This is a genomic window from Oceanicella actignis (assembly GCF_900111545.1).
Classification (GTDB): Bacteria; Pseudomonadota; Alphaproteobacteria; order Rhodobacterales; family Rhodobacteraceae; genus Oceanicella; species Oceanicella actignis.
Window position 1 is genome coordinate 112,161 of record NZ_FOHL01000005.1, and the last position, 19,940, is coordinate 132,100.

Consider the following 19,940-nt stretch of genomic DNA (forward strand, 5'->3'; position numbering starts at 1 on the left):
GCCTAGATGACGGACATGATGAAACGAATCCCACGCTTCGCGCTTGCCGCGGCCCTGGCCGTCGCCGGCGCGCTTCTCGCCCCCGCCCAGCCCCGCGCGCAGGATGCGCGCGACCTGGCGCGGATCAGCGCCTATCTCAACGCCATGCGCACGGCCGAAGGCGCGTTCGTGCAGATCGCCCCGAACGGCGAGACCTCGGACGGGCGCTTCTACCTGTCGCGTCCGGGCAAGATCCGCTTCGAATACACGCCGCCCAACCCCACGCTGGTGGTGGCGGATGGCACCTGGGTGGTGGTGTTCGACCTGCGCGACTGCTCGCAGCAGACGCTGCCCCTGAGCCAGACTCCGCTCGACATCCTGCTGCGCGACCGGGTCGACCTTCGCAAGGAGGGCGCGGTGCAGTCCATCGAGCGCCGCGCGGGCCAGATGCGCGTCACTGCGGTGGACCCCGACGCGCCCGACCAGGGCGCGCTGACGCTGATCTTCACCGAGCAGCCGCTCGAGCTGCGCCAGTGGGTCGTGACCGACGCGCAGGGGCAGTCGACCACCGTCGCGCTGAGCGAGGTGCGCACGAATGTCGAGATCGGCATCGAAAAGTTCCTGCCCAAGCGGGTCGAGCTCGACATTTGCGCCCCCCGCCGCGCCCGCGGCGAGCTGCGCTGAGGCCTGCGCCGAGGCGTGCCCCCCGCGCCGAGCCTCGGCGCAGCCGCGCGGCGCCGGCGCGCACTCTTGCAACGACGCGCCGGCGCCCCCGCTTGCAACGCCACGCCGGCGCGCGCCTCGCTTGCAACGCCGCGACGGCGCGCCCGCTTACAGCGTCTCGGCGATCGCCGCCGCCGCCTGATCGGCGCGCGCGGGGTCGAGCCCGGCGAAGTTGATCCGCCCCCCCGGCGCCATGTAGACCCCGCGCCGCTCGCGCAGGGCGCGCACCTGCGCGGCGTCCAGCTCCAGCGTCGAGAACATCCCCCGCCCCTCGGCCAGCCGCGCCCAGCGCGCGTCGTTCGTCGCGCGCGCCAGGGCGCTGGCCAGAGCCGCGCGATTGGCCGCGACGCGCGCGCGCATGGCGTCGAGCTCGCCGATCCACATCGCGCGCAGCGCCGGATCGGTCAGCGTCAGGCGCGCCGCCGCCGCGCCGTGATCGGGCGGCATCGAGAAGGTCTCGCGGTTGATCGCGGCCAGCGCCGCCTGGGCGCGCGCGCGCGCATCCGCGTCGCCCGTCACGACCAGCGCGGCGCCGACCCGATCGCGATACAGCCCCATGGATTTCGAGAAGGACAGCGCCACGAGCGCCTCGGGAACCGCCGCAAGCACCGCGCGCATGCCTTGCGCGTCGGGCTCCAGCCCCTGGCCGAAGCCCAGATAGGCCATGTCGAAAAGGGGCGTCCAGCCGCGCCCGGCGGCGATGCGGCCGATTTCGGCCCATTGCTCGGGGGTCGGGTCGATGCCGGTGGGATTGTGACAGCAGGCGTGCAGAACGACGACGTCGCCGGCGCCCAGCCGCTCGAGCGCGGCGCGCATGGCGTCGAAATCCAGCGCCCCGCCGCGCATGTAGGGATAGCTGGCCAGCTTCAGCCCCGCCGCGCCCAGAAGGTTGCGATGGTTCGGCCAGGTCGGGTCGGGCAGATGCGCCGTCGCCTCCGGATTCGCGCGCTTCGCCAGCCGCCCCAGCGCGAACAGCGCGCCCGAGCCGCCCACGGCCTGCGCCCCGGTCGCGCGGGCCGCGCCGTCGGCGCCCAGCGCCAGCTCGGCCGCCGCGTCCACGAAGGCGCGGTCGCCCTCGAGGCCGAGATAGGTCTTGGTGTCCTGCTCGCGCCACAGCCGCTCTTCGGCCGCCTTGACGGCGGCGAAGACCGGGGTGCGCCCGGCCGCGTCGCGATAGACGCCGACGCCAAGGTCGATCTTGTCCGGGCGCGGGTCGTCGCGGAAGGCGGCGATGAGGGCGATGATCGGGTCGGGCTCGGCGGCGGCCAGCTGCTCCAGCATGGGGCGTCCTCGGCTTGGGTTGAGGGGCGGGTCAGGGGCGGCGGAAGACGGTGATCTCGCCGTATTGGCGGGCGATGCGCGCGCGCGCCTCGGTCAGCGGCTCGGCGGCGACGGCCATGTGATGGGCGTTGGCGTGCAGCAGGGTCCGCTCGCAGAGCATGATGCCGACATGTCCGCGCCAGAACGCCAGATCGCCCCGCCGCAACGGCGCGTCCGGCGCCAGCGGCGCGCCCAGCTCGGCGGCCTGCATGTCGCTGTCGCGCGGCGCGGCGCGCCCGGCGGCGGCCATGGCGGTCTGCACGAGGCCCGAGCAGTCGATGCCCAGCGCCGTCGTTCCGCCCCACAGATAGGGCGCGCCGAGCAGGCGCTCGGCCTCGGCGACGAAATCGGGCGCGGGCGCGTCGATGGGCGCGGCGTGGCGCAGATGCACGAAGCCAAGGGGCGTGCGCAGGAAGTCGCCTTCGGGCTCGCCGTCGAGCAGGGCGTTCATGGGCGCCGTCATGACGGGCGCCGTCTTGATGTCGGGGCGCGGATAGACATGCGCCAGCGGCGCGGCGATGCGCCAGCGCGGCGCGGGCAGCTCCGCGGCCGGCGCCAGGCCCGCGGCGTCGGCGTAGCCCACATAGCCGTCGGCCAGGGATTGCAGCCAGGCGACGCCGTCGGCGATCTCGAACACCGCCGCCTCGGCGCCCAGGACCAGCTGCGAGCTGAGCCCCGCCGCGCCGGGCGCCGCGCGCAGGTCCAGCACCGGGCGGACGACGCGCATGCGCTCGGGGCGCACGAAGCGGCGCGCGCGCACGCGCCCGCGCAGGGCCTCGTCGGCCAGATCCTCGCGCCAGGCGTGGCGGCGGGGGTCGGGGGGCGGGGCGTCGGCCCCCGTGCCGGCGCGTCGGCCGGTCTGCCGGGCGGCCTCCTCGGCGGCAGGCGCGCCCGCTCCCGCCGTGGTCGCCGCCGCCGGCCCGGCGGCCCCGGCGCCGCCGCGGACGGGGCCGGCGCCATCGCGCGGGGCGCTCATGCGTCGCCCCCGTAGCGGCGCGCGATGACCTCGAACAGCGCCCGCACGCCCTGCGCCTCGCCGCCCTTTGGCCGGCCGGGCGCGGCCTTCGGGTTCCAGGCGTAGATGTCGAAATGCGCCCAGGCGCGGGCGCGTTCGACGAAGCGGCGCAGGAACAGCGCGGCGGTGATCGAGCCGGCGAAGCCGCCCGCCGGCGCGTTGTCGAGATCGGCGATGGCCGGTTCGATCATCGGCTCGTAGCCGGGCCAGAGCGGCATGCGCCAGAGCGGGTCGCGCACGCGCTGGGCGGCTTCGCTCAGCGCCTGCGCCAAGGCGTCGTCGTCGGTGTAGAAGGGGGCCAGCTCGGGGCCCAGCGCCACGCGCGCCGCGCCGGTCAGCGTGGCCATGTCGACCAGCAGATCGGGCGATTCCTCGTCCGCCAGCGCCAGCGCGTCGGCCAGCACCAGGCGCCCTTCGGCGTCGGTGTTGTTGATCTCGACCGTCAGGCCCTTGCGGCTGCGCAGCACGTCGCCCGGGCGCATGGCGGCGCCGGAGACGGCGTTCTCGACCGCCGGGATCAGCACGCGCAGGCGCACGGGCAGCCGCGCCTCGAGGATCATCGAGGCCAGGCCCAGAACGTTCGCCGCGCCGCCCATGTCCTTCTTCATCAGGCCCATCGAGCCGCCGGGCTTGAGGTTCAGCCCGCCCGTGTCGAAGGCCACGCCCTTGCCCACCAGCGTCACGCGCGGCGCGTCCTCGTCGCCCCATTCCATGCCCACCAGGCGCGGGGGGCGGGCGGCGGCGCGGCCGACCGCGTGGATCAGCGGAAAGCCGCGCTCGAGCAGCGCATCGCCCACGATCGAGTCCGCCGCCGCCCCGTGGCGCGCCGCCAGGTCGAACACGGCTTCCTCGATCTGCGCGGGGCCCATCTCTTCGGCCGGGGTGTTGATCAGATCGCGCGCCAGGAACACACCGCGGGCGATGCGCGCCACCCGTTCGGGTTCCACCCCCTCGGGCGCGACCAGCCGCGCATCGGCCAGCCTGGCGTCGCGATAGCGGGTGAAGCGGTAGCGGGACAGCAGCCAGCCCAGCGCCGCCTCTTCGCGCTCGTCCTGCGTCAGCTCGGGCGCGTCCAGCCGCCAGACGCCGGCGGGGGCGGCCTCGGCGAAGGCGCCGAGGGCGAAGCGCGTGCGCGCGCGCGCCTTCGCGTCGCCCCAGCCCGCCAGGGCCGCGGCCGGCGCGCCGTCGGGGCCGGGCAGGATCAGCCAGCGCCCCAGCTTGCCCGAGAAGCCCATGGCGCGCGCATAGGCCGCGGCGCAGTCGGGCAGGCCGGCCAGCGCCGCCTCGACGCCGCCCTCGGGGGCAAGGCGGATGGGGATGGCGTTCTCGGGGGGGGCGGCAAGCAGGGCTTCGCTCATCGGGCTTCTCCTGAACGTCGGGTCGCGCGCAGCGTAGCGGGCCGCCAGCGCAAGGCAAGGGGGCGCGGGGCTGGCGAATCGTCCGCGCGAGGGCCATATGTGGCGTCGAAACCCAAGGAGGCGCCGCGATGACCACCACGAACCGATTCTTCGACGATCTGGCCAAGCTGATGACCAGCGCCGCCGGCGTGGCGCAGGGCGCCCGGCAGGAGGCCGAGACGGCGATGAAAAGCCTGCTCGAGCGGTGGCTGGCGGACAACAACTTCGTCACGCGCGAAGAGTTCGAGGCCGTGCGCGAGATGGCCGCGAAGGCGCGCGAGGAGAACGAGGCGCTGGCCGCGCGGGTCGCCGCGCTCGAGGCGCGCATGGACGGCATCGAGCCCGAGGATTGAGGGCCGAGGGGGGCCGCGCGAATGCGCGATTGATCCGCCGCGCCGCGAGGGATACAACGCCCCTCGCGCGGACCCCGTAGCTCAACTGGATAGAGCAATCCCCTCCTAAGGGATAGGTTGCAGGTTCAAGTCCTGCCGGGGTCGCCAGCCCGACCGGCGGCCTTGGCAAGACAGGCGGGTCGGGGCGAAGATCGCCGCGTTGCGCGGGATGCCCGCCGCCGGCAGCCATCCGATGGACGAGGCATGGGCGCGGGGCGCGCCGCCGTTTTCGCGGCGGCGGTGGCGCGGGCGGGCCCGGCCGCGGGACGCGCTGCGCTCTTGGCGATTCATGGTATCGCCGCGTTCCGGCCGCCGGGGCCGTGGCATGCAAGGCTTGGGGCGCGCCGTGGCCGGGGCCGGCCGTTCGCCGCCCCCTCGGGCCGCCGGGCGCGGAGAAGCGTCGGGCGGAGAAGCGTCGGGCGGAGAAGCGTCGGGCGGCGAAGCGTCGGGCGGCGAAGCGTCAGAGAAACCGCGCGAACTCCTCCAGCGGCGCGCGCTCGGCGCGCAGGCGGTTGACCGGCGCGTCCGGGTCGCGCTTGCCGATCGCCATGCCGCAGAACAGCATCGTCGCCGGATCGGCGCCGACGAAGGCGTCCACGGTGCGGTGATGCCAGGCCCAGGCCTCTTGCGCGCAGGTGTCGTAGCCCGCCTCGACGAACAGCAGCATGACCGTTTGCAGGAACATCCCCAGATCGGCCCATTGGGCGGCGCCCATGCGCCGGTCCACATGCACGAACAGGCCCGCCGGGGCGCCGAAGAAGTCGTAATTGGCCTCGAGGCGGCGCAGCCGGGCGGCGCGATCCTCGCGCGGGATGCCCAGAAGGGAATACATCTGCTCGCCTACGCGGTGGCGGCGGGTGCGGTAGGGCTCGTGCAGCTTCTCGGGATAGATCGGGTATTCGAGCGGGTCCGGCCCGCCCTGCGCCAGGCGCGCGCGCATGGTCTCGCGAAAGCGCGCCATGGACTGACCCTCCAGAACCGTGACCAGCCAGGGCTGCAGGTTGCCGCCCGAGGGCGCGCGGGCGGCCTTCTCGAGCACCTCGGCGATCAGCGCGCGCGGGACGGGGTCGGGCAGGAAGGCGCGGACCGAGATGCGGCGCGCGACGGCTTCGCTGACGTTCATGCGGGGCCTCCGTTGGGGTTCGACTCTGCGGCGCCGCAGCCTCGCCTTTCTTCGCGGCCCGGCGCAAGATAGGCTGGCAAGGCCGAAGCAGGAACGACAGGCAAGATGGAGCCCCGCACGACATGACCACCCCGATTCGCCGACCGGGGCGCCGCGCGCTCGGCCAGGCGCTGGGCTGCGCGCTGGCCGCCTCGGCGCATGGCGCAGCCGCGCAGCAGCCCCCGTCGCCGGACCCGGCCGCGCCCGAAGCGCGCGCCGCCGCCCGGAGCGAAGCCGCGCCGACGCCGATCGCAGCCGAGGCGCCCGCCACCGGGCCCCAAGCGGGCGAAACGGCCGCGGACGATGCCGCGGCCAAGGCTCAGGCCGCCCCCGCGCCGCATCCGGCCGATGTCCTGACCGCGCCCGCCCCGGCGCCGCGCCCCGAAGGCGCGCCCGCCGCGCAGGGCGGCGCCGCGCCCGTTGCCGCGCTTGCGCCCGCGCCCCGTCCTGCGCCGGCCGCCGCCCCCGCCCCCGCCGCGGCCCAAGCGGCGCGCGCGCCGGCGCCGGCCGAGCGGACCCCGCCCGAATTCCTGGCTTGGCGCGACGGCTTTCGCGCGCGCGCGCTGGCGGCGGGCATCCGCCCCGAGGTCTTCGACCGCGCCTTCGCCGGCGTCGGGGTCAACGCCCGCGTGCTCGAGCTGGACGCCTACCAGCCCGAATTCGTCCGCCCGATCTGGGAGTATCTGGACCGCGCCGTCTCGCCCTCGCGCGTCGAGCGCGGCCGCGCCGAGCTGGCGGCCAAGCGCGCGCTGCTGGACCGGATCGAGGCGCGCTTCGGCGTCGATCGGCAATACGTTCTGGCGATCTGGGGGCTGGAGAGCGCCTTCGGCGTCAACTACGGCGACATCCCCGTGATCGAGAGCCTGGCCACGCTGGCCTGGCACGGGCGCCGGCGCGGCTTCGCCGAAGCGCAGCTGATCGCGGCGCTGCGCATCATCCAGAACGGCGACGTCGCGCCCGAGCGCATGCTGGGCAGCTGGGCCGGCGCGATGGGGCACACGCAGTTCATCCCCACCTCGTTCCTCGACTACGCGGTCGATTTCGACGGCGACGGGCGCCGCGACGTCTGGAGCGCCGACGCCGCCGACGCCCTCGCCTCGACCGCCGCCTATCTGGCGCGCTTCGGCTGGCGCAAGGGCGCGCCCTGGGGGATCGAGGTGCGCCTGCCCGCCGGTTTCGACTACGCCCTGGCCGACGAGCGCGTGCGCCGCCCCGCCGCCTTCTGGCGCGCGCTGGGCCTGACGCGCGCCGATGGCGGCCCGCTGCCGGACGAGGACGAGGGCGCGGTCGTCCTGCCCGCCGGGGCGCAGGGGCCGGCCTTCCTGACCTATGCGAACTTCCGCGTGTTCAAGCGCTACAACAACGCCACCTCCTACGCGCTGGCGGCGGGGCTGCTGGGCGACCGGATCATGGGGGCGGGGCCGCTCAGCGCCGACTGGCCGCGCGGGCAGACGCCCCTTTCGCGCGCCGAGAAGGTCGAGCTTCAGACCCTGCTCACGCGCATGGGGCACGACACGGGCGGCGCCGACGGCATCATCGGCCCCAACTCGCGCGCCGCGATCCGCGCGTTCCAGAAGCGCAGCGGCATGGTTCCCGACGGCGTCGAGTCGAAGCCCGTTCTCGACGCCGCGCGCCGCGCGGCGGGGGGCTGAGATGGCGCGCTTCGTCCTCGTTCACGGCGCCTTTCACGGCGCATGGTGCTGGCGCTTCGTGGCCGAGATCCTGCGCGCGCGCGGGCACGAGGTCTCGGCCCCGACGCTGACGGGCCTGGGCGAGCGGCGCCATCTGCTGAGCCCCAGGGTCGAGATGCAGACCTTCTGCGCCGACGTGCTCAACCATCTGCGCTACGAGGATGCGCGCGAGGCGGTGCTGGTCGGGCACTCCTTCGCCGGGGCGCCGATCTCGAAGGCGGCCGAGCTTGCGCCCGAGCGCGTCGCGCGGCTGGTCTATCTGGACGCCATGCTGCTCGAGGGCGACGAGACGCCGTTCGACGTCTTCCCCCCCGCCACCCGCGCCACGCGCGAGGCGCTGGCCCATGCGCATGACGGCGGCGTGTCGATCCCGCCGCCCGCGCCCGAAAGCTTCGGCGTCGGCGATCCCGCCCAGGCCGCGTGGCTGGCCGAGCGCCTCACGCCCCATCCGCTGGCCACCTACCGGACCGCGGCGCGGCTTGGGCGGCCGCCGGGGGCGGAGTTCGCGAAGGTCTATGTGCATTGCGTCGCGCCCGATTACGCGCCCTTGCGCTGGGCGGCGGCGCGCGCGCGCGAGGCCGGCTGGCCGATTCAGACCCTGGCGGCGGGGCACGACGCGATGGTCACGGCGCCGCAGGCCGTGGCCGATCTTCTGGAACGCGAGGCGGCGGCATGAGCGGCGCGGCCAGGGTGGTGACGCTGGCCCAGCAGAAGGGCGGCAGCGGCAAGACGACGATCGCCGCGCAGCTGGCGGCGCTGTGGACGCGGCGCGGCCTGCGGGTGGCGCTGATCGACCTCGACCCGCAGCGTTCGCTCACGCGCTGGGCCGAGCTGCGCGGCGATCCGGCGCTGACCGCGATCGAGTCGAAGGATTGGCGCGCGGGCGTGGACATCGACCGCGCGCGGCGCGCCGCCGACCGGGTGCTGGCCGACTGCCCCGGCGCGGCCGAGCCGCTGCTGCGCGCCGCGGCGCGGGCGGCCGACCTGGTGCTGACGCCGGTGCAGCCCTCGGCGCCCGACATCTGGGCGCTGGAGCGGACGGTGCGCATGTGCGCGGACGAGGGCGCGCGCGTGCGCGCCGTGCTCAACCGCGTGCCCCCGCGCGGCGGCGCGGTCGAAGAGGCCGCCGCCGCCCTGGCCGAGATGGGCGCGCCCCCGCTGGCCGCGCGGCTGGGCAACCGCGTGGCCTTCGCCGCGGCCTTCGCGCGCGGGCGCGCGGCGTTCGAGACCGCGCCGCGGGCGAAGGCGGCCGAGGAGCTGGCCGCGCTCGAAGCCGAGATCGAGGCGCTGCTGAACGCCCGGCCCTGATCGCTCCGACGCAAGCCTGTTCGACGCCAGCCCGCGGCCCTGGGCGCGGTCGCGCGGCGGGGGCGCGGCCGCCGCCGTTCCGCCTCGCCCGGGCGCGGCGCGCGATCGCCGTGCGAATCGCCGTGCGATCGGCGCCGGGCGCGGGCCGCCGATGGCGGCGCCCCCGCCGCCCTTCGGCCGACGCCGCCCAGCCCGCGCGCCGGGAGCGCGCCGCGGGGCCGGTCGCGTCGGCGTCGTCCCGCATGGGGCGCAAGGTCGGGCCCGCGCCTCGCCTTGGCCGGCGCCGGCGGCCCTTTCGGCGTCGCCCGGGCGCGGCGCAACCGTCCCGGTCGCGGGGCAGGCCGTTTTGGCGGCGCCCGCACGCGGCGCAACGTTCGGGCCGCGCCTTGCCCTGGCCGCCGCGCATGCGCGCCGGCCCGCCCGTGCGGTCCGGGGCGCGGCCCGAAGCGTCGATCCGACGCGCCGATCCGATGCGCCGCCCCGCGCCCGCTCCTCGCGCCGCGCGCCCGCGCCGGGGCGGCGGCGTCCGGCCCTGGCGCTCTTGCCTTGGGCGCGGGGGCGGGCGAGATTGCCGCCCGCGCCCTCTGCGCCCCCTTGATCCGACGCGCCGCGGACCGCGCGCGCAGCCCGACGGCCCGAAACGGAGGACCCGCCATGGACGAGCCGCGAAAGGCCGCCCCGCGAGAGCCGGGCGCCGACGCCTACAGCCTGATCCTCGACGCCATAGACCGGGGCGACTACGCGCCCGGCGCGCGGCTGGTCGAGACCGAGCTGGCCGAGCGCTTCGGCGTCTCGCGCACGCCCATCCGCGAGGCGCTGGGCCGGCTCGAGATGCAGGGCCTGGTGGCGCATGACGGGCGGCGGGGCATGGTGGTGGCGTCGCTGGACCACGACCAGCTGGGCGAGCTTTACGAGGTGCGCGCCACCGTCGAGGGCCTGGCCGCGCGCCTGGCCGCGCGCCACGCCGCGCCCGAAGAGATGGCGATCCTGCGCGACCTGGTCGAGCAGAGCCGCGGCATGATCGGCGACCCTGCGGCGCTGCGCGACAACAACCGGCGTTTTCACCGCCAGATGCATCGCGCCTCGCACAACCGCTATCTGAACGCCATGCTCGAGGGGATGCGGCGCTCGATGGCGCTGCTGACGCGCGTGTCGCTGTCCGATCCGGGCCGCGGCGCCGAGACGGTGGCCGAGCACGACGCCATCGTGCGCGCCATCGAGGCCCGCGACGAGGACGCCGCCGAGGCCGCCGCGCGCCGCCACGTCTCGAACGCCTACGCCACGCGGCTGCGGCTCGAGGCCATGTCCTGACGCGCCCGCAGGCGCCCCCCTGGTCGCCCCCCGGTCGGCCCGCCGGGCGCCCCCGCCGGGCGCCCCCGCCCGGCGCCGTCGCGTCGCGCTTGCGCGCGCGGCGCGTCCGCGCCAATCTCGGCGCATGAGCAAGCCGACCGCAGACCATCCCACCATCGCCGCGGCGCTGGACATCCTTGCCGCCAAGGATCCCGCCCGGATCCCCGAGATCCTGGCCGAGGACGTCGTGTTCCTGCCGCCCACCTACTGGGCCGAATGGCGCGGCAGGCAGGCGGTCGCGCTGGTGCTGAGCCATGTGATGCAGGTGTTCTCGGACTTCCGCTACCGGCGCGTGATGGGCGCGGGCCGCGACTGGGCGCTGGAGTTCCAGTGCAAGGTCGGCGAGTTCGACGCCGTGGGCGTGGACCTGCTGACGCTGGACGACGAGGGGCGCATCGCGCGCTTCGAAGTGGTCATGCGCCCGCTCAAGACCGTCGCCGCGCTGCGCGAGGCCATGAACGCCCGCGTCGCGCAGGACCCGCGCTTCGCCGGGCTCAAGCCCGCCTGAGGCGCCGCGCTCAGGGCGCGCGGGACAGCTGGCGCGCGCCCTCGGCCAGCGCGATGCCCGCGGCCATGGCCACGTTGAGCGAGCGCCCGCCGCCCGGCATCGGGATGAAGAGCCGCGCATCCGCCGCCTCGTGCAGCTCGGGCGGGGCGCCGGCGCTTTCGCGCCCCACGATCAGCACGTCGCCCGGCGCGAAACGGTGGCTCCAGAGCGGCTGCGCGCCCCGGGTGGTCAGCAGCACCAGCCGCCCGCCGGGGCGATCGGCGGCGAAGGCGCGCCAGCCGTCCCAGCGGCGGATGTCGGCGATGTCGGCATAGTCCAGCGCGCGCTGGCGCACCGCCTTGACCGAGAAGGGAAACCCGCAGGGCTCGATGACGTGGAGGGGCGTGCCGAAGCAGGCCGCCAGGCGAATCATGGCGCCCAGGTTGTGCGCCATGTCCGGCTGGAAGGCCGCAAGGTGCAGGGGCGGGGGCGTGATTCGCGCCGCGTTCATGGGCGGTTTCCCTTTGAAATGACCGGCCTCGGGCCGCTGCGTCGCACTGACCGCTGGACCGGCGCGGCGCGGCGCGCTAAGAGCGCGCGTGTGCATCCGGTCCGCGGCCATGGCGGCGCAGCGGGCCCGTGACGTTTTCGAGCGCCCCGAGGGGCGGACGCAAGGGGGAATGAGGCGTGTCCCACTCAGCTACGGACGAAGAACCGACCCGTCGCGATTTTCTCTACATCGCGACCGGCGCCATGGGCGCCGTCGCCGCCGGCGCCGCCGTGTGGCCTCTGATCGACCAGATGAACCCCAGCGCGGACGTGCTCGCGCTGGCGACGCTCGAGGTTGACGTGAGCGGCGTCGAGCCCGGCACCCAGCTGACCGTCAAGTGGCGCGGCAAGCCGGTCTTCGTGCGCCGCCGCACCGAGGCCGAGATCGAAGCCGCGCGCAACACGCCGCTCTCGGACCTCAAGGACCCGATCGCCCGCAACGCCAACGCGCCCGCCGACGCCCCGGCGACGGACGAGAACCGCGCCCTGGACGAGAGCGGCGAGTGGCTGGCGATGATGGGCGTGTGCACGCATCTGGGCTGCGTGCCGCTGGGCGACGGCGCCGGCGATTTCGGGGGCTGGTTCTGCCCGTGCCACGGCTCGCACTACGACACGGCCGGGCGCATCCGCAAGGGCCCCGCGCCGACGAACCTGCCGGTGCCCGAGCTGGCCTTCGACGGCTCGACGATCAAGCTCATCAACGAATACAAGGGGTAAGGTCATGAGCGGCATTCCTCACGAGCCCTACGAGCCGAAGACCGGCTTCGAAAAGTGGCTGCACGCCCGCCTGCCCATCGTGGCGCTGGCCTATGACACCCTGATGATCCCGACGCCCAAGAACCTCAACTGGATGTGGATCTGGGGCATCGTGCTGGCCTTCTGCCTCGTGCTGCAGATCGCCACCGGCGTCGCGCTGGTCATGCACTACACGCCGCATGTGGACCTGGCCTTCGCCTCGGTCGAGCACATCATGCGCGACGTCAACGGCGGCTGGCTGCTGCGCTATGCGCATGCGAACGGCGCCTCGCTGTTCTTCATCGCGGTCTATGCACACATCTTCCGTAGCCTCTACTACGGCTCCTACAAGGCGCCGCGCGAGGTGACGTGGATCATCGGCATTCTCATCTACCTGGCGATGATGGCCACGGCCTTCATGGGCTACGTGCTGCCCTGGGGGCAGATGTCGTTCTGGGGCGCGACGGTGATCACCAACCTGTTCTCGGCGCTGCCGCTGGTGGGCGATCCGATCGTCACCTGGCTGTGGGGCGGCTTCTCGGTCGACAACCCGACGCTGAACCGCTTCTTCTCGCTGCACTATCTGCTGCCCTTCGTCATCGCGGCGCTGGTGGTGGTGCACATCTGGGCCTTCCACCACACGGGCAACAACAACCCGACGGGCGTCGAAGTGCGCCGCGGCTCGCTCGAAGAGGCCAAGCGCGACACCGTGCCCTTCTGGCCCTACTACGTCATCAAGGACCTGTTCGCGCTGGCGGTGGTGCTGCTGCTGTTCGTCGCGCTGGTCTTCTTCATGCCCAACTATCTGGGCCACCCCGACAACTACATCGAGGCCAACCCGCTGGCCACGCCCGCGCACATCGTGCCCGAATGGTATTTCCTGCCCTTCTACGCGATCCTGCGCGCCATCACCTTCGACATCCTGTTCATCGACTCGAAGCTGGGCGGCGTGCTGGCCATGTTCGGCGCGATCTTGGTCATGGCGCTGGCGCCGTGGCTCGACACCTCGCGCGTGCGCTCGGGGCGCTACCGGCCGCAGTTCAAGTGGTGGTTCTGGCTGCTGGTCGTGGACTTCCTGGTGCTGATGTGGTGCGGCGCGCAGGCGCCCGAGGGGCTGGTGCCGACCATTTCGCTGCTGGGCACGATCTACTGGTTCGCCTACTTCCTGGTGATCCTGCCGGTGCTGGGCCTGGTCGAGAAGCCCCTGCCGCAGCCCGCCACGGTCGAAGAGGACTTCAACGCGCACATCGCGAAGAAGACCGGCGCGGCCGCCACCCCGGCCGAGTGACCCGGCGAGAAGGAGAAGAAAAGATGCGCATCAGGAACATCCTGCCCGCCTCGCTCGCGCTCGCGCTCGTGCTCGCCGCCGTCGCGGCGCCGGTCTCGCCGGCCGCGGCGGCCGGAGGCGGCGGCCATGTCGAGGACGTGTCGTTCTCGTTCGAGGGACCGTTCGGCGTCTTCGACAAGGCCCAGCTTCAGCGCGGCCTGCAGGTCTACAACGAGGTCTGCTCGGCCTGTCATGGGCTCAAGTTCGTCGCTTTCCGCACTCTGGGCGACGAGACCGGCCCCGGCTATGACGAAGAGCAGGTCAAGGCCTTCGCCGCGATGTACGAGGTGCCCGACCCCGAAGGCGAGCCCGGCGACACCCGCCCGGGCAAGCCCTTCGACCATTTCCCGGCCAACACCTCGGCCGGGGCGCCCGATCTGAGCCTGATGGCCAAGGCGCGCGCGGGCTTTCACGGCCCGGCGGGGCTGGGCATCAACCAGATCGTCAAGGGCATGGGCGGTCCGGAATACATCTACTCGCTGCTGATTGGTTACACGGGCGAGGAAAAGACCGTCGCCGGCTCGACCCTTTACGAGAACCACGCCTTCCCGGGCGGCTGGATCTCGATGGCGCCGCCGCTCGAGGACGGCCGGGTCGAATATGCCGACGGCACCCCCGCCACCAAGGAGCAGATGGCCAAGGACGTGGCCGCCTTCCTCATGTGGGCGGCCGAGCCCAAGATGGTCGAGCGCAAGCAGGCCGGCGCGCGCAACTTCGCCTTCGTGGTGGTGCTGGCGGTGCTGCTTTACCTGACCAACAAGAAGCTCTGGTCCAAGGTCAAGAAGGGCGGCGGCGTCGCCTGACGACGCGGCGCCCCGAGGCCGAAGCCAAACCCCGCCGGGCCCTCCCGGCGGGGTTTTCGTTCGTCCCGGCGCACGGCCCGAGGCCCTTGTCGCCGAAGCGCGCCGGCGTGCGCGGCCCCGCCAGGGGCGCGACGGCGGCGGAGGGGGGCGACGAAGGGGGCAAGCGGAAAAGGCGCGGGGCGAGCGGGCTTGGGGGACGGGCGCTCAGTCCTCGCCAAGCCAGGCGCGCAGGGCGGGCGGAGGCGCGCGGAACAGCGCCTCGGCGGGCATGGCGGGGCCGAAGCGGCCCTCGGCGGCGACGGCGGCCAGATCGGCGCGGCGCGCCTCCTCGGGGTCGTGCGTGACCAGGATCACGGTCAGCCCGCGGCGCCGGCGCAGCTCTTCGACCAGGCCCAGCATCTCGCGCCGCATGCCGGGGCCAAGCGCGGCGAAGGGCTCGTCCAGCAGCAGGGCCGGCCGGTCGCGCAGCAGCGCGCGGGCCAGCGCCACGCGCTGGCGCTGGCCGCCCGACAGCTCGGCGGGCAGCCGCTCGCCCAGACCCTCGAGGCCGACCGCCGCCAGCGCCGCGTCCGCGCGCGCCAGCGCCTCGGGCGGCGGCCGCAGCGCCAGGCTCGCCCCGAGCGCGACATTGGCGCGGGCGGTCAGCTCGGGGAACAGGTTGTGCTCCTGAAACAGCATCGAGACGGGGCGCTCGGCCGGCGGCAGGCGGCTGACGTCGCGCCCGGCCACGCGCACGCGCCCCTCGGCGGGCGCAAAGCCGGCGATGACGTTGAGGATGGTCGACTTGCCCCCGCCCGAGGGGCCGATCAGCGCGCACAAGGCGCCGGCCGGCACCTCCAGCGCGCCTTCGAGCCGAAAATCCCCCTGGCGCAGGCGGATGTCCTCGAGCGCGATCATGGCCGCCGCCCCCGCCCAAGACGCCATCCGGGTCTCCATCCGAGTCCCCGTCCGCGCCCGCGCCTTCGGGCCGCGCGCGGCGACAGGCTGCGCGCGGCCAGGTCGAAGGCCAGGAACAGCCCGAAGCTGAGCGCCAGAAGCAGCAGCGAGGCTCCGGCCGCCGCATCCCAGCGGTAGCCGGCCATCAGCCGCTGAACCAGCAGCGGCAGGGTCGGCCCGTCGGCCGGCGCGAACAGCGCGATCACCCCCAGATCCCCCGCCGCCAGCGCCGCCGCCAGACCGGCCGCCAACCCCAGCGGCCGGCGCAGGGCGGGCCATGTCGCCGCCCGCAGCCGCGCCAGCCCGCGCAGGCCCAGCTGATCGGCCAGCGGGCCGTATTCGGCGCGCGCGCGCCGCAGGGCCGGCAGGATCAGGCCGAGGGCGAAGGGCAGGGCCATCGCCGCGTTGATGGCCGCCGTGATCGGCAGCGCCAGCGCGAAGGGGTCCGTCAGCGGGCGCAGCGCCAGGAACAGGCCCATGCCCATGACGAAGGGCGGCGCGGCCAGGGCCGACAGGCCCGCCGCCTCGACCGCGCGCGCCGCCCATGGCCGCCGCTCGAGCCGCAGCGCCAGCGTCGCCAGCCCCAGCGCCAGCGCCATGCACAGCGTCGCCGAGCCCAGCGCCACCATCAGCGAGCGCCCCGCCGCCGGCCAGGCCTGCGCCGGCAGCGCCGCCAGTCCCGCCGCGCCGCGCGCCAGCGCCGCGCCCAGCGGCAGCCCCAGAAACAGCCCCGCCGCGATCAGCGCCGCCGCGTCCGTCGCCCGCGCCGCCCGCCCGCGCCCGTCGCGGCGGACGATCCGGGCGCGCAATCCCGGCTCGGGCGGGCGCGCGCGCGACAGCGCCAGCGTCAGGGCCGCCAGCGCCATGCACAGCCCCAGCTGCGCCAGCGCCAGCAGCGCCGCGCGCGCCAGGTCGAAGTCGAAGCGCAGCGCCTGGTAGATCGCCAGCTCGAGCGTGGTCGCGCGCGGCCCGCCCCCCAGCGCCAGCGCCACGGCGAAGCTGGTCACGCAGACCAGGAAGATCAGCGCGAAGGCGCCCGGCGCGCTCTCGCGCAGCATCGGCCAGTCCATGCGCGCGAACAGGGCGCGGCCCTCGAGCCCCAGCTGTTCGGCCAGGCGCCAGCGCTCGGCCGGGATGGCGGCGTAGCCCTGAAGGAAGATGCGCGTCGCCAGCGGCAGGTTGAAGAACACATGCGCCAGCAGCACGCCCGGCAGGCCGTAGATGTCGGGCCTCGGCAGACCCAGCGCCGCCGCCGCGTCGGCGACCAGGCCCGAGCGCCCCCACACCGCCACCACGCCCAGAATGGCGACGATGGTCGGCAGCAGGAAGGGCGCGCCCAGAAGCGCGATCGCCGCGTCCCGCCCCCAGAAGCGCCGCCGCGCCAGCGCCCGCGCCAGCGGAACCGCCGCCGCCGTCGAGATCAGCGCCGACAGCGCCGCCTGGCGCAGCGTGAATTCCAGCGCCCGCGTGTCCGAGGCGCGCCAGGCCGGGGCGCCGCCGTCAAGCGCGCCCCAGCCATGCAGCAACGCCATGCCGGCCGAGCCGAAGGACAGCGCCAGCACCGCCGCCAGCGCCGCCCAGCTCGCCAGCCCCCCCGCCAGCGCCGCCGCGGCGTCAGCGCGAAAGCGCGTCAAGCCATTCGTCCACCGCCGCGTCGCGCAGCGCGCGCGCCTGCTCGGGCGGGAAGAGCAGCGAGCGCGCCGGGCGCGGCAGCGTCTCGAAACCCTCGGGCAGCCCCTGCGCCGGAGCGGCCACGGGATACATCCAGTTGGTCGTGGGAATGATGCTCTGGAACTTGTCCGACAGCATGAAGCGCAGGAAGCGGTCGGCCAGCTCGGGCTGGTCGCTGGCGGCCAGCTTGCCGGCGACCTCGACCTGCATGTAGTGGCCCTCGGGGAAGATGGCGGCCTTCTTCGAGGCGTCGCCCTCGGCGATCAGGTGATAGGCGGGCGAGGTGGTGTAGGACAGCGCCATGTCGGCCTCGCCCTCGAGGAACATGCCATAGGCCTCGGACCAGCCCTTGGTCACCGTGACGATGCGCGGCGCAAGGCGGCGCCAGTAGTCGCCGGCGCGCTCGCCATAGATGTGCTTGACCCACATCAGCAGCCCCAGCCCGGGGGTCGAGCTGCGCGGGTCCTGGATCACGATGCGCAGGTTCTCGGCGTTGGCCAGGGCCTCGAAATCGGCGGGCGGCTCGGGCAGGCGGGTCGAGTCGTAGACGAAGGCGAACCAGCCGTAGTCGTAGGGCAGGAACAGCGGGTCGTCCCAGCCGCCGGGCAGATCGACCTTGGCGGCGATGCCGTGCGGGGCGAACAGCCCGCTCTCGGCGGCCTCGGCCGTCAGGTTGGTGTCGAGCCCCAGCGCCACATCCGCCTCGGTGCGCGCGCCCTCGAGCTTGAGCCGCCCGAGCAGCGCCGCCCCGTCGCCCGCCGCGACGAAGCGCAGGTCGCAGCCGCATTCGGCCTCGAAGGCCTTCTCGACCGCCGGGCCGGGGCCCCAGTCGGACACGAAGCTGTCATAGGCGTAGACGGTCAGCGTCGGGCGCTCTTCCGCCGCCAGGGGCGCGGCGCTCAGCGCGGCGGCCAGGGCGGCGGCCGCGATGGGGGGAAGCTTCATCATTCGTCCTCCTTGCTGCCAGGGGCGCGGAGGCGTGCGCCGGTCAAGCGCCTTCGCCTTTCCTACGCCGGCATGATCCGGGTCAGGTTCAACGGGTCCGCATGTCGCGTCTCAGCCTGCGATGCAGGCGCCCCGAGGCCGCACCATCCTGTAGCGCGCGCCGCGCCGAATGCAAGTGCGCGTCGCGCGCCTTTGGGCTTGGCGTCGCCGCCGCCGACGCGCTAGACGAACGCGGGAAGGAGAACCGCGCATGTCGATCAACAGCTTCGGACGCATGTTCCGCGTCACCACCTGGGGCGAAAGCCACGGCCCGGCGCTGGGCGCCGTCGTGGATGGCTGCCCCCCCGGCGTTCCGCTGGACGAGGCCGCCATCCAGCGCTGGCTCGATCAGCGCAAGCCGGGCCAGAACCGCTTCACCACCCAGCGGCGCGAGCCCGACGCCGTGCGCATCCTGTCGGGCGTGTTCGAGGGGCGCACGACCGGTACGCCCATCCAGCTGATGATCGAGAACGCCGATCAGCGCTCGAAGGACTATTCCGAGATCGCCGACAAGTTCCGCCCCGGCCATGCCGACCTGGCCTATTGGCAGAAATACGGCATCCGCGACCATCGCGGCGGCGGGCGCTCGTCCGCGCGCGAGACGGCGGCGCGCGTGGCGGCGGGGGGCGTGGCGCGCGCGGCGCTGGCCGAGCTGGCGCCGGGCATCGTCATCCGCGGCTGCATGGTGCAGATGGGCAAGCTGCGCATCGACCGCGCCCGTTTCGACTGGGCCGAGGTTGCGCGCAATCCCTTCTGGTCGCCCGACGCCGAGGCCGCCCGCGCCTGGGCCGAGCATCTGGACGCGCTGCGCAAGTCGGGCAACTCGGTGGGCGCGGTGGTCGAGGTCACGGCCTCGGGCGTGCCGGCGGGCCTCGGGGCGCCGATCTACGGCAAGCTCGACGCCGATCTGGCCGCGGCCATGATGTCGATCAACGCCGTCAAGGGGGTCGAGATCGGGGCCGGCATGGCCGCGGCCGAACTGACGGGCGAGGAGAACGCCGACGAGATCTTCATGGGCCAGGGCGGGCCGCGCTATTCCTCGAACCATGCGGGGGGCGTGCTGGGCGGCATCTCGACCGGGCAGGACGTGGTGGTGCGCTTCGCGGTCAAGCCGACCTCGTCCATCCTGCGCCCGCGCGCGACCATCGACAAGACGGGCGCCGAGACCACCATCGTCACCAAGGGCCGGCACGATCCGTGCGTGGGCATCCGCGCCGTGCCGGTGGGCGAGGCGATGATGGCCTGCGTGCTGCTCGACCACATCCTGCTGCATCGCGGCCAGATCGGCGGCGCGGTGGGCGAGACGCGCGGACGCGTGGGGCCATGAGCGCGCCCGCCCCAAAGGCGCTGCTGTTCGACGTGTTCGGCACGCTGACGGACTGGCGCGGCGGCGTGGCGCGCGCCGTGGCCGCGGCCTTCGCGGCCAGGGGCGCGGCGGTGGACGCGCATGCCTTCGCGGACGCCTGGCGGGGCGAATACCAGCCGGCCATGGAGCGGGTGCGCTCGGGCGCGCGCCCCTATGCGCAGCTCGACGAGCTGCACCGCGAGAATCTGGACCGGACGCTGGCGCGCATGGGCTTCGAGGGGCTGTTCGACGAGGACGAGCGCGACGCCCTCGCCCGCGCCTGGGAGCGTCTTCCCCCCTGGCCCGACGCGCCCGGCGCGCTCGAGCGGCTGCGCGCCATCGCGCTGACGGCGGCGTGCTCGAACGGATCGGTGGGGCTGATGGCGCGGCTGGCGCGTCATGCGGGGCTGCGCTGGGATTGCATCCTGGGCGCGGATCTGGCCCGCGATTACAAGCCGCGCGCCGGGGTCTATCTGGCCGCCTGCGCCGCGCTGCGGCTGCGTCCCGAGGAAACGGCCATGGTCGCGTGCCACGACCATGACCTGGCGGCCGCGCGCGCGGCGGGGCTGCGCGCCGCCTGGATCGCCCGCCCGCTCGAGCACGGCCCGGGCCGGCCCGCCCCCGAGCCCGAGCAGGAATGGGACTGGATCGCCCGGGACCTGCACGATCTGGCCGACCAGCTGGGCGCGCCGCGGCCCTGAGCCGGCGCCCGCCCGGCGTCGCGATGGCCCCGAGAGCGCGCGGCCTTCACCGGCCGGCCCCGCGC

General features: G+C 74.6%; 20 protein-coding genes, 1 tRNA gene and 1 riboswitch. Of the genes, 13 read left to right on the plus strand and 8 right to left on the minus strand.

All coding sequences use genetic code 11. The features are described 5' to 3' along the window. Positions 1-18 precede the first annotated feature (18 nt). Positions 19-663 carry a LolA family protein gene (locus BMW67_RS09510; RefSeq protein ID WP_072747429.1) on the plus strand — a complete coding sequence of 215 codons (645 nt, stop codon included), beginning with the start codon at positions 19-21 and terminating at the stop codon, positions 661-663. A gap of 147 nt (positions 664-810) precedes the next feature. On the opposite strand, the gene BMW67_RS09515 is transcribed toward BMW67_RS09510, so the two are convergent. From BMW67_RS09515 to BMW67_RS09525, 3 genes are read right to left on the minus strand one after another with little or no spacing between them, the layout of a single operon-like run. Continuing rightward, entirely contained in the window at positions 811-1,983 is a 1,173-nt protein-coding gene (locus tag BMW67_RS09515) for an amino acid aminotransferase (RefSeq protein ID WP_072747303.1), read from the minus strand. 31 nt (positions 1,984-2,014) lie between these two features. Continuing rightward, the gene (locus BMW67_RS09520; RefSeq protein WP_083581288.1) at positions 2,015-2,998 is read right to left on the minus strand and encodes a C40 family peptidase; all 984 of its coding nucleotides are present in this window, start codon (positions 2,996-2,998) and stop codon (positions 2,015-2,017) included. Then, positions 2,995-4,395 carry a leucyl aminopeptidase family protein gene (locus BMW67_RS09525; RefSeq protein ID WP_072747304.1) on the minus strand — a complete coding sequence of 467 codons (1,401 nt, stop codon included), beginning with the start codon at positions 4,393-4,395 and terminating at the stop codon, positions 2,995-2,997. Before BMW67_RS09525 ends, BMW67_RS09520 begins: the two co-directional genes overlap by 4 nt. A gap of 128 nt (positions 4,396-4,523) precedes the next feature. Between BMW67_RS09525 and BMW67_RS09530 the strand changes: the two genes are divergently transcribed. Further along, positions 4,524-4,787, plus strand: coding sequence for an accessory factor UbiK family protein (locus tag BMW67_RS09530; protein ID WP_072747305.1), 264 nt, complete (start codon positions 4,524-4,526; stop codon positions 4,785-4,787). A gap of 70 nt (positions 4,788-4,857) precedes the next feature. Continuing rightward, positions 4,858-4,934, plus strand: a tRNA-Arg gene (locus BMW67_RS09535). Positions 4,935-5,286: 352 nt separating this feature from the next. Here the strand turns inward: BMW67_RS09535 and BMW67_RS09540 are convergent. Next, positions 5,287-5,949, minus strand: coding sequence for a nitroreductase (locus tag BMW67_RS09540; RefSeq protein WP_072747306.1), 663 nt, complete (start codon positions 5,947-5,949; stop codon positions 5,287-5,289). A 122-nt stretch (positions 5,950-6,071) separates the two neighbouring features. Here BMW67_RS09540 and BMW67_RS09545 point away from each other — a divergent pair, with 122 nt between their 5' ends. The 5 genes from BMW67_RS09545 (at position 6,072) to BMW67_RS09565 (ending at position 10,845) form a co-directional block, all read left to right on the plus strand. Beyond that, positions 6,072-7,640, plus strand: a complete 1,569-nt coding sequence (locus BMW67_RS09545; RefSeq protein ID WP_083581290.1) for a lytic murein transglycosylase — start codon at positions 6,072-6,074, stop codon at positions 7,638-7,640. A gap of 1 nt (position 7,641) precedes the next feature. Beyond that, the gene (locus BMW67_RS09550; RefSeq protein WP_072747307.1) at positions 7,642-8,355 is read left to right on the plus strand and encodes an alpha/beta hydrolase family protein; all 714 of its coding nucleotides are present in this window, start codon (positions 7,642-7,644) and stop codon (positions 8,353-8,355) included. Then, the gene (gene parA / locus BMW67_RS09555; RefSeq protein WP_072747308.1) at positions 8,352-8,987 is read left to right on the plus strand and encodes a ParA family partition ATPase; all 636 of its coding nucleotides are present in this window, start codon (positions 8,352-8,354) and stop codon (positions 8,985-8,987) included. Before BMW67_RS09550 ends, parA begins: the two co-directional genes overlap by 4 nt. 654 nt (positions 8,988-9,641) lie before the next feature. Next, entirely contained in the window at positions 9,642-10,298 is a 657-nt protein-coding gene (locus BMW67_RS09560) for a GntR family transcriptional regulator (protein WP_072747309.1), read from the plus strand. A gap of 124 nt (positions 10,299-10,422) precedes the next feature. Continuing rightward, on the plus strand, positions 10,423-10,845 hold the full coding sequence (locus BMW67_RS09565; protein WP_072747310.1) for a nuclear transport factor 2 family protein: 423 nt from the start codon (positions 10,423-10,425) through the stop codon (positions 10,843-10,845). Between the two features lie 10 nt (positions 10,846-10,855). Here BMW67_RS09565 and BMW67_RS09570 read toward each other — a convergent pair whose 3' ends face one another. After that, positions 10,856-11,335, minus strand: coding sequence for a tRNA (cytidine(34)-2'-O)-methyltransferase (locus BMW67_RS09570; protein WP_245728503.1), 480 nt, complete (start codon positions 11,333-11,335; stop codon positions 10,856-10,858). A gap of 176 nt (positions 11,336-11,511) precedes the next feature. On the opposite strand from BMW67_RS09570, the gene petA reads away from it, so the two are divergent. The 3 genes from petA to BMW67_RS09585 are packed head-to-tail and all read left to right on the plus strand — an operon-like array spanning position 11,512 to position 14,238. After that, on the plus strand, positions 11,512-12,090 hold the full coding sequence (gene petA / locus BMW67_RS09575; RefSeq protein WP_072747311.1) for a ubiquinol-cytochrome c reductase iron-sulfur subunit: 579 nt from the start codon (positions 11,512-11,514) through the stop codon (positions 12,088-12,090). Between the two features lie 4 nt (positions 12,091-12,094). Then, on the plus strand, positions 12,095-13,396 hold the full coding sequence (locus BMW67_RS09580; RefSeq protein ID WP_072747312.1) for a cytochrome b: 1,302 nt from the start codon (positions 12,095-12,097) through the stop codon (positions 13,394-13,396). A 23-nt stretch (positions 13,397-13,419) separates the two neighbouring features. Next, positions 13,420-14,238, plus strand: coding sequence for a cytochrome c1 (locus BMW67_RS09585; protein ID WP_072747313.1), 819 nt, complete (start codon positions 13,420-13,422; stop codon positions 14,236-14,238). Positions 14,239-14,442: 204 nt separating this feature from the next. Here BMW67_RS09585 and BMW67_RS09590 read toward each other — a convergent pair whose 3' ends face one another. From BMW67_RS09590 to thiB, 3 genes are read right to left on the minus strand one after another with little or no spacing between them, the layout of a single operon-like run. Then, positions 14,443-15,135 carry a thiamine ABC transporter ATP-binding protein gene (locus tag BMW67_RS09590; RefSeq protein WP_072747433.1) on the minus strand — a complete coding sequence of 231 codons (693 nt, stop codon included), beginning with the start codon at positions 15,133-15,135 and terminating at the stop codon, positions 14,443-14,445. Next, positions 15,132-16,808 carry an ABC transporter permease family protein gene (locus BMW67_RS09595; RefSeq protein WP_072747314.1) on the minus strand — a complete coding sequence of 559 codons (1,677 nt, stop codon included), beginning with the start codon at positions 16,806-16,808 and terminating at the stop codon, positions 15,132-15,134. Before BMW67_RS09595 ends, BMW67_RS09590 begins: the two co-directional genes overlap by 4 nt. Beyond that, complete coding sequence (thiB, locus tag BMW67_RS09600; RefSeq protein WP_072747434.1) at positions 16,789-17,790, minus strand: thiamine ABC transporter substrate binding subunit; 1,002 nt, start codon at positions 17,788-17,790, stop codon at positions 16,789-16,791. Before thiB ends, BMW67_RS09595 begins: the two co-directional genes overlap by 20 nt. Before the next feature lie 42 nt (positions 17,791-17,832). Further along, a riboswitch (TPP riboswitch) is annotated at positions 17,833-17,935 on the minus strand. 105 nt (positions 17,936-18,040) lie between these two features. Here thiB and aroC point away from each other — a divergent pair. Further along, positions 18,041-19,156, plus strand: a complete 1,116-nt coding sequence (gene aroC, locus BMW67_RS09605) for a chorismate synthase (protein ID WP_072747315.1) — start codon at positions 18,041-18,043, stop codon at positions 19,154-19,156. Next, positions 19,153-19,875, plus strand: a complete 723-nt coding sequence (locus BMW67_RS09610) for a haloacid dehalogenase type II (protein ID WP_072747316.1) — start codon at positions 19,153-19,155, stop codon at positions 19,873-19,875. The genes aroC and BMW67_RS09610 overlap by 4 nt, the downstream gene beginning before the upstream one ends. The last annotated feature ends 65 nt before the right edge of the window (positions 19,876-19,940 follow it).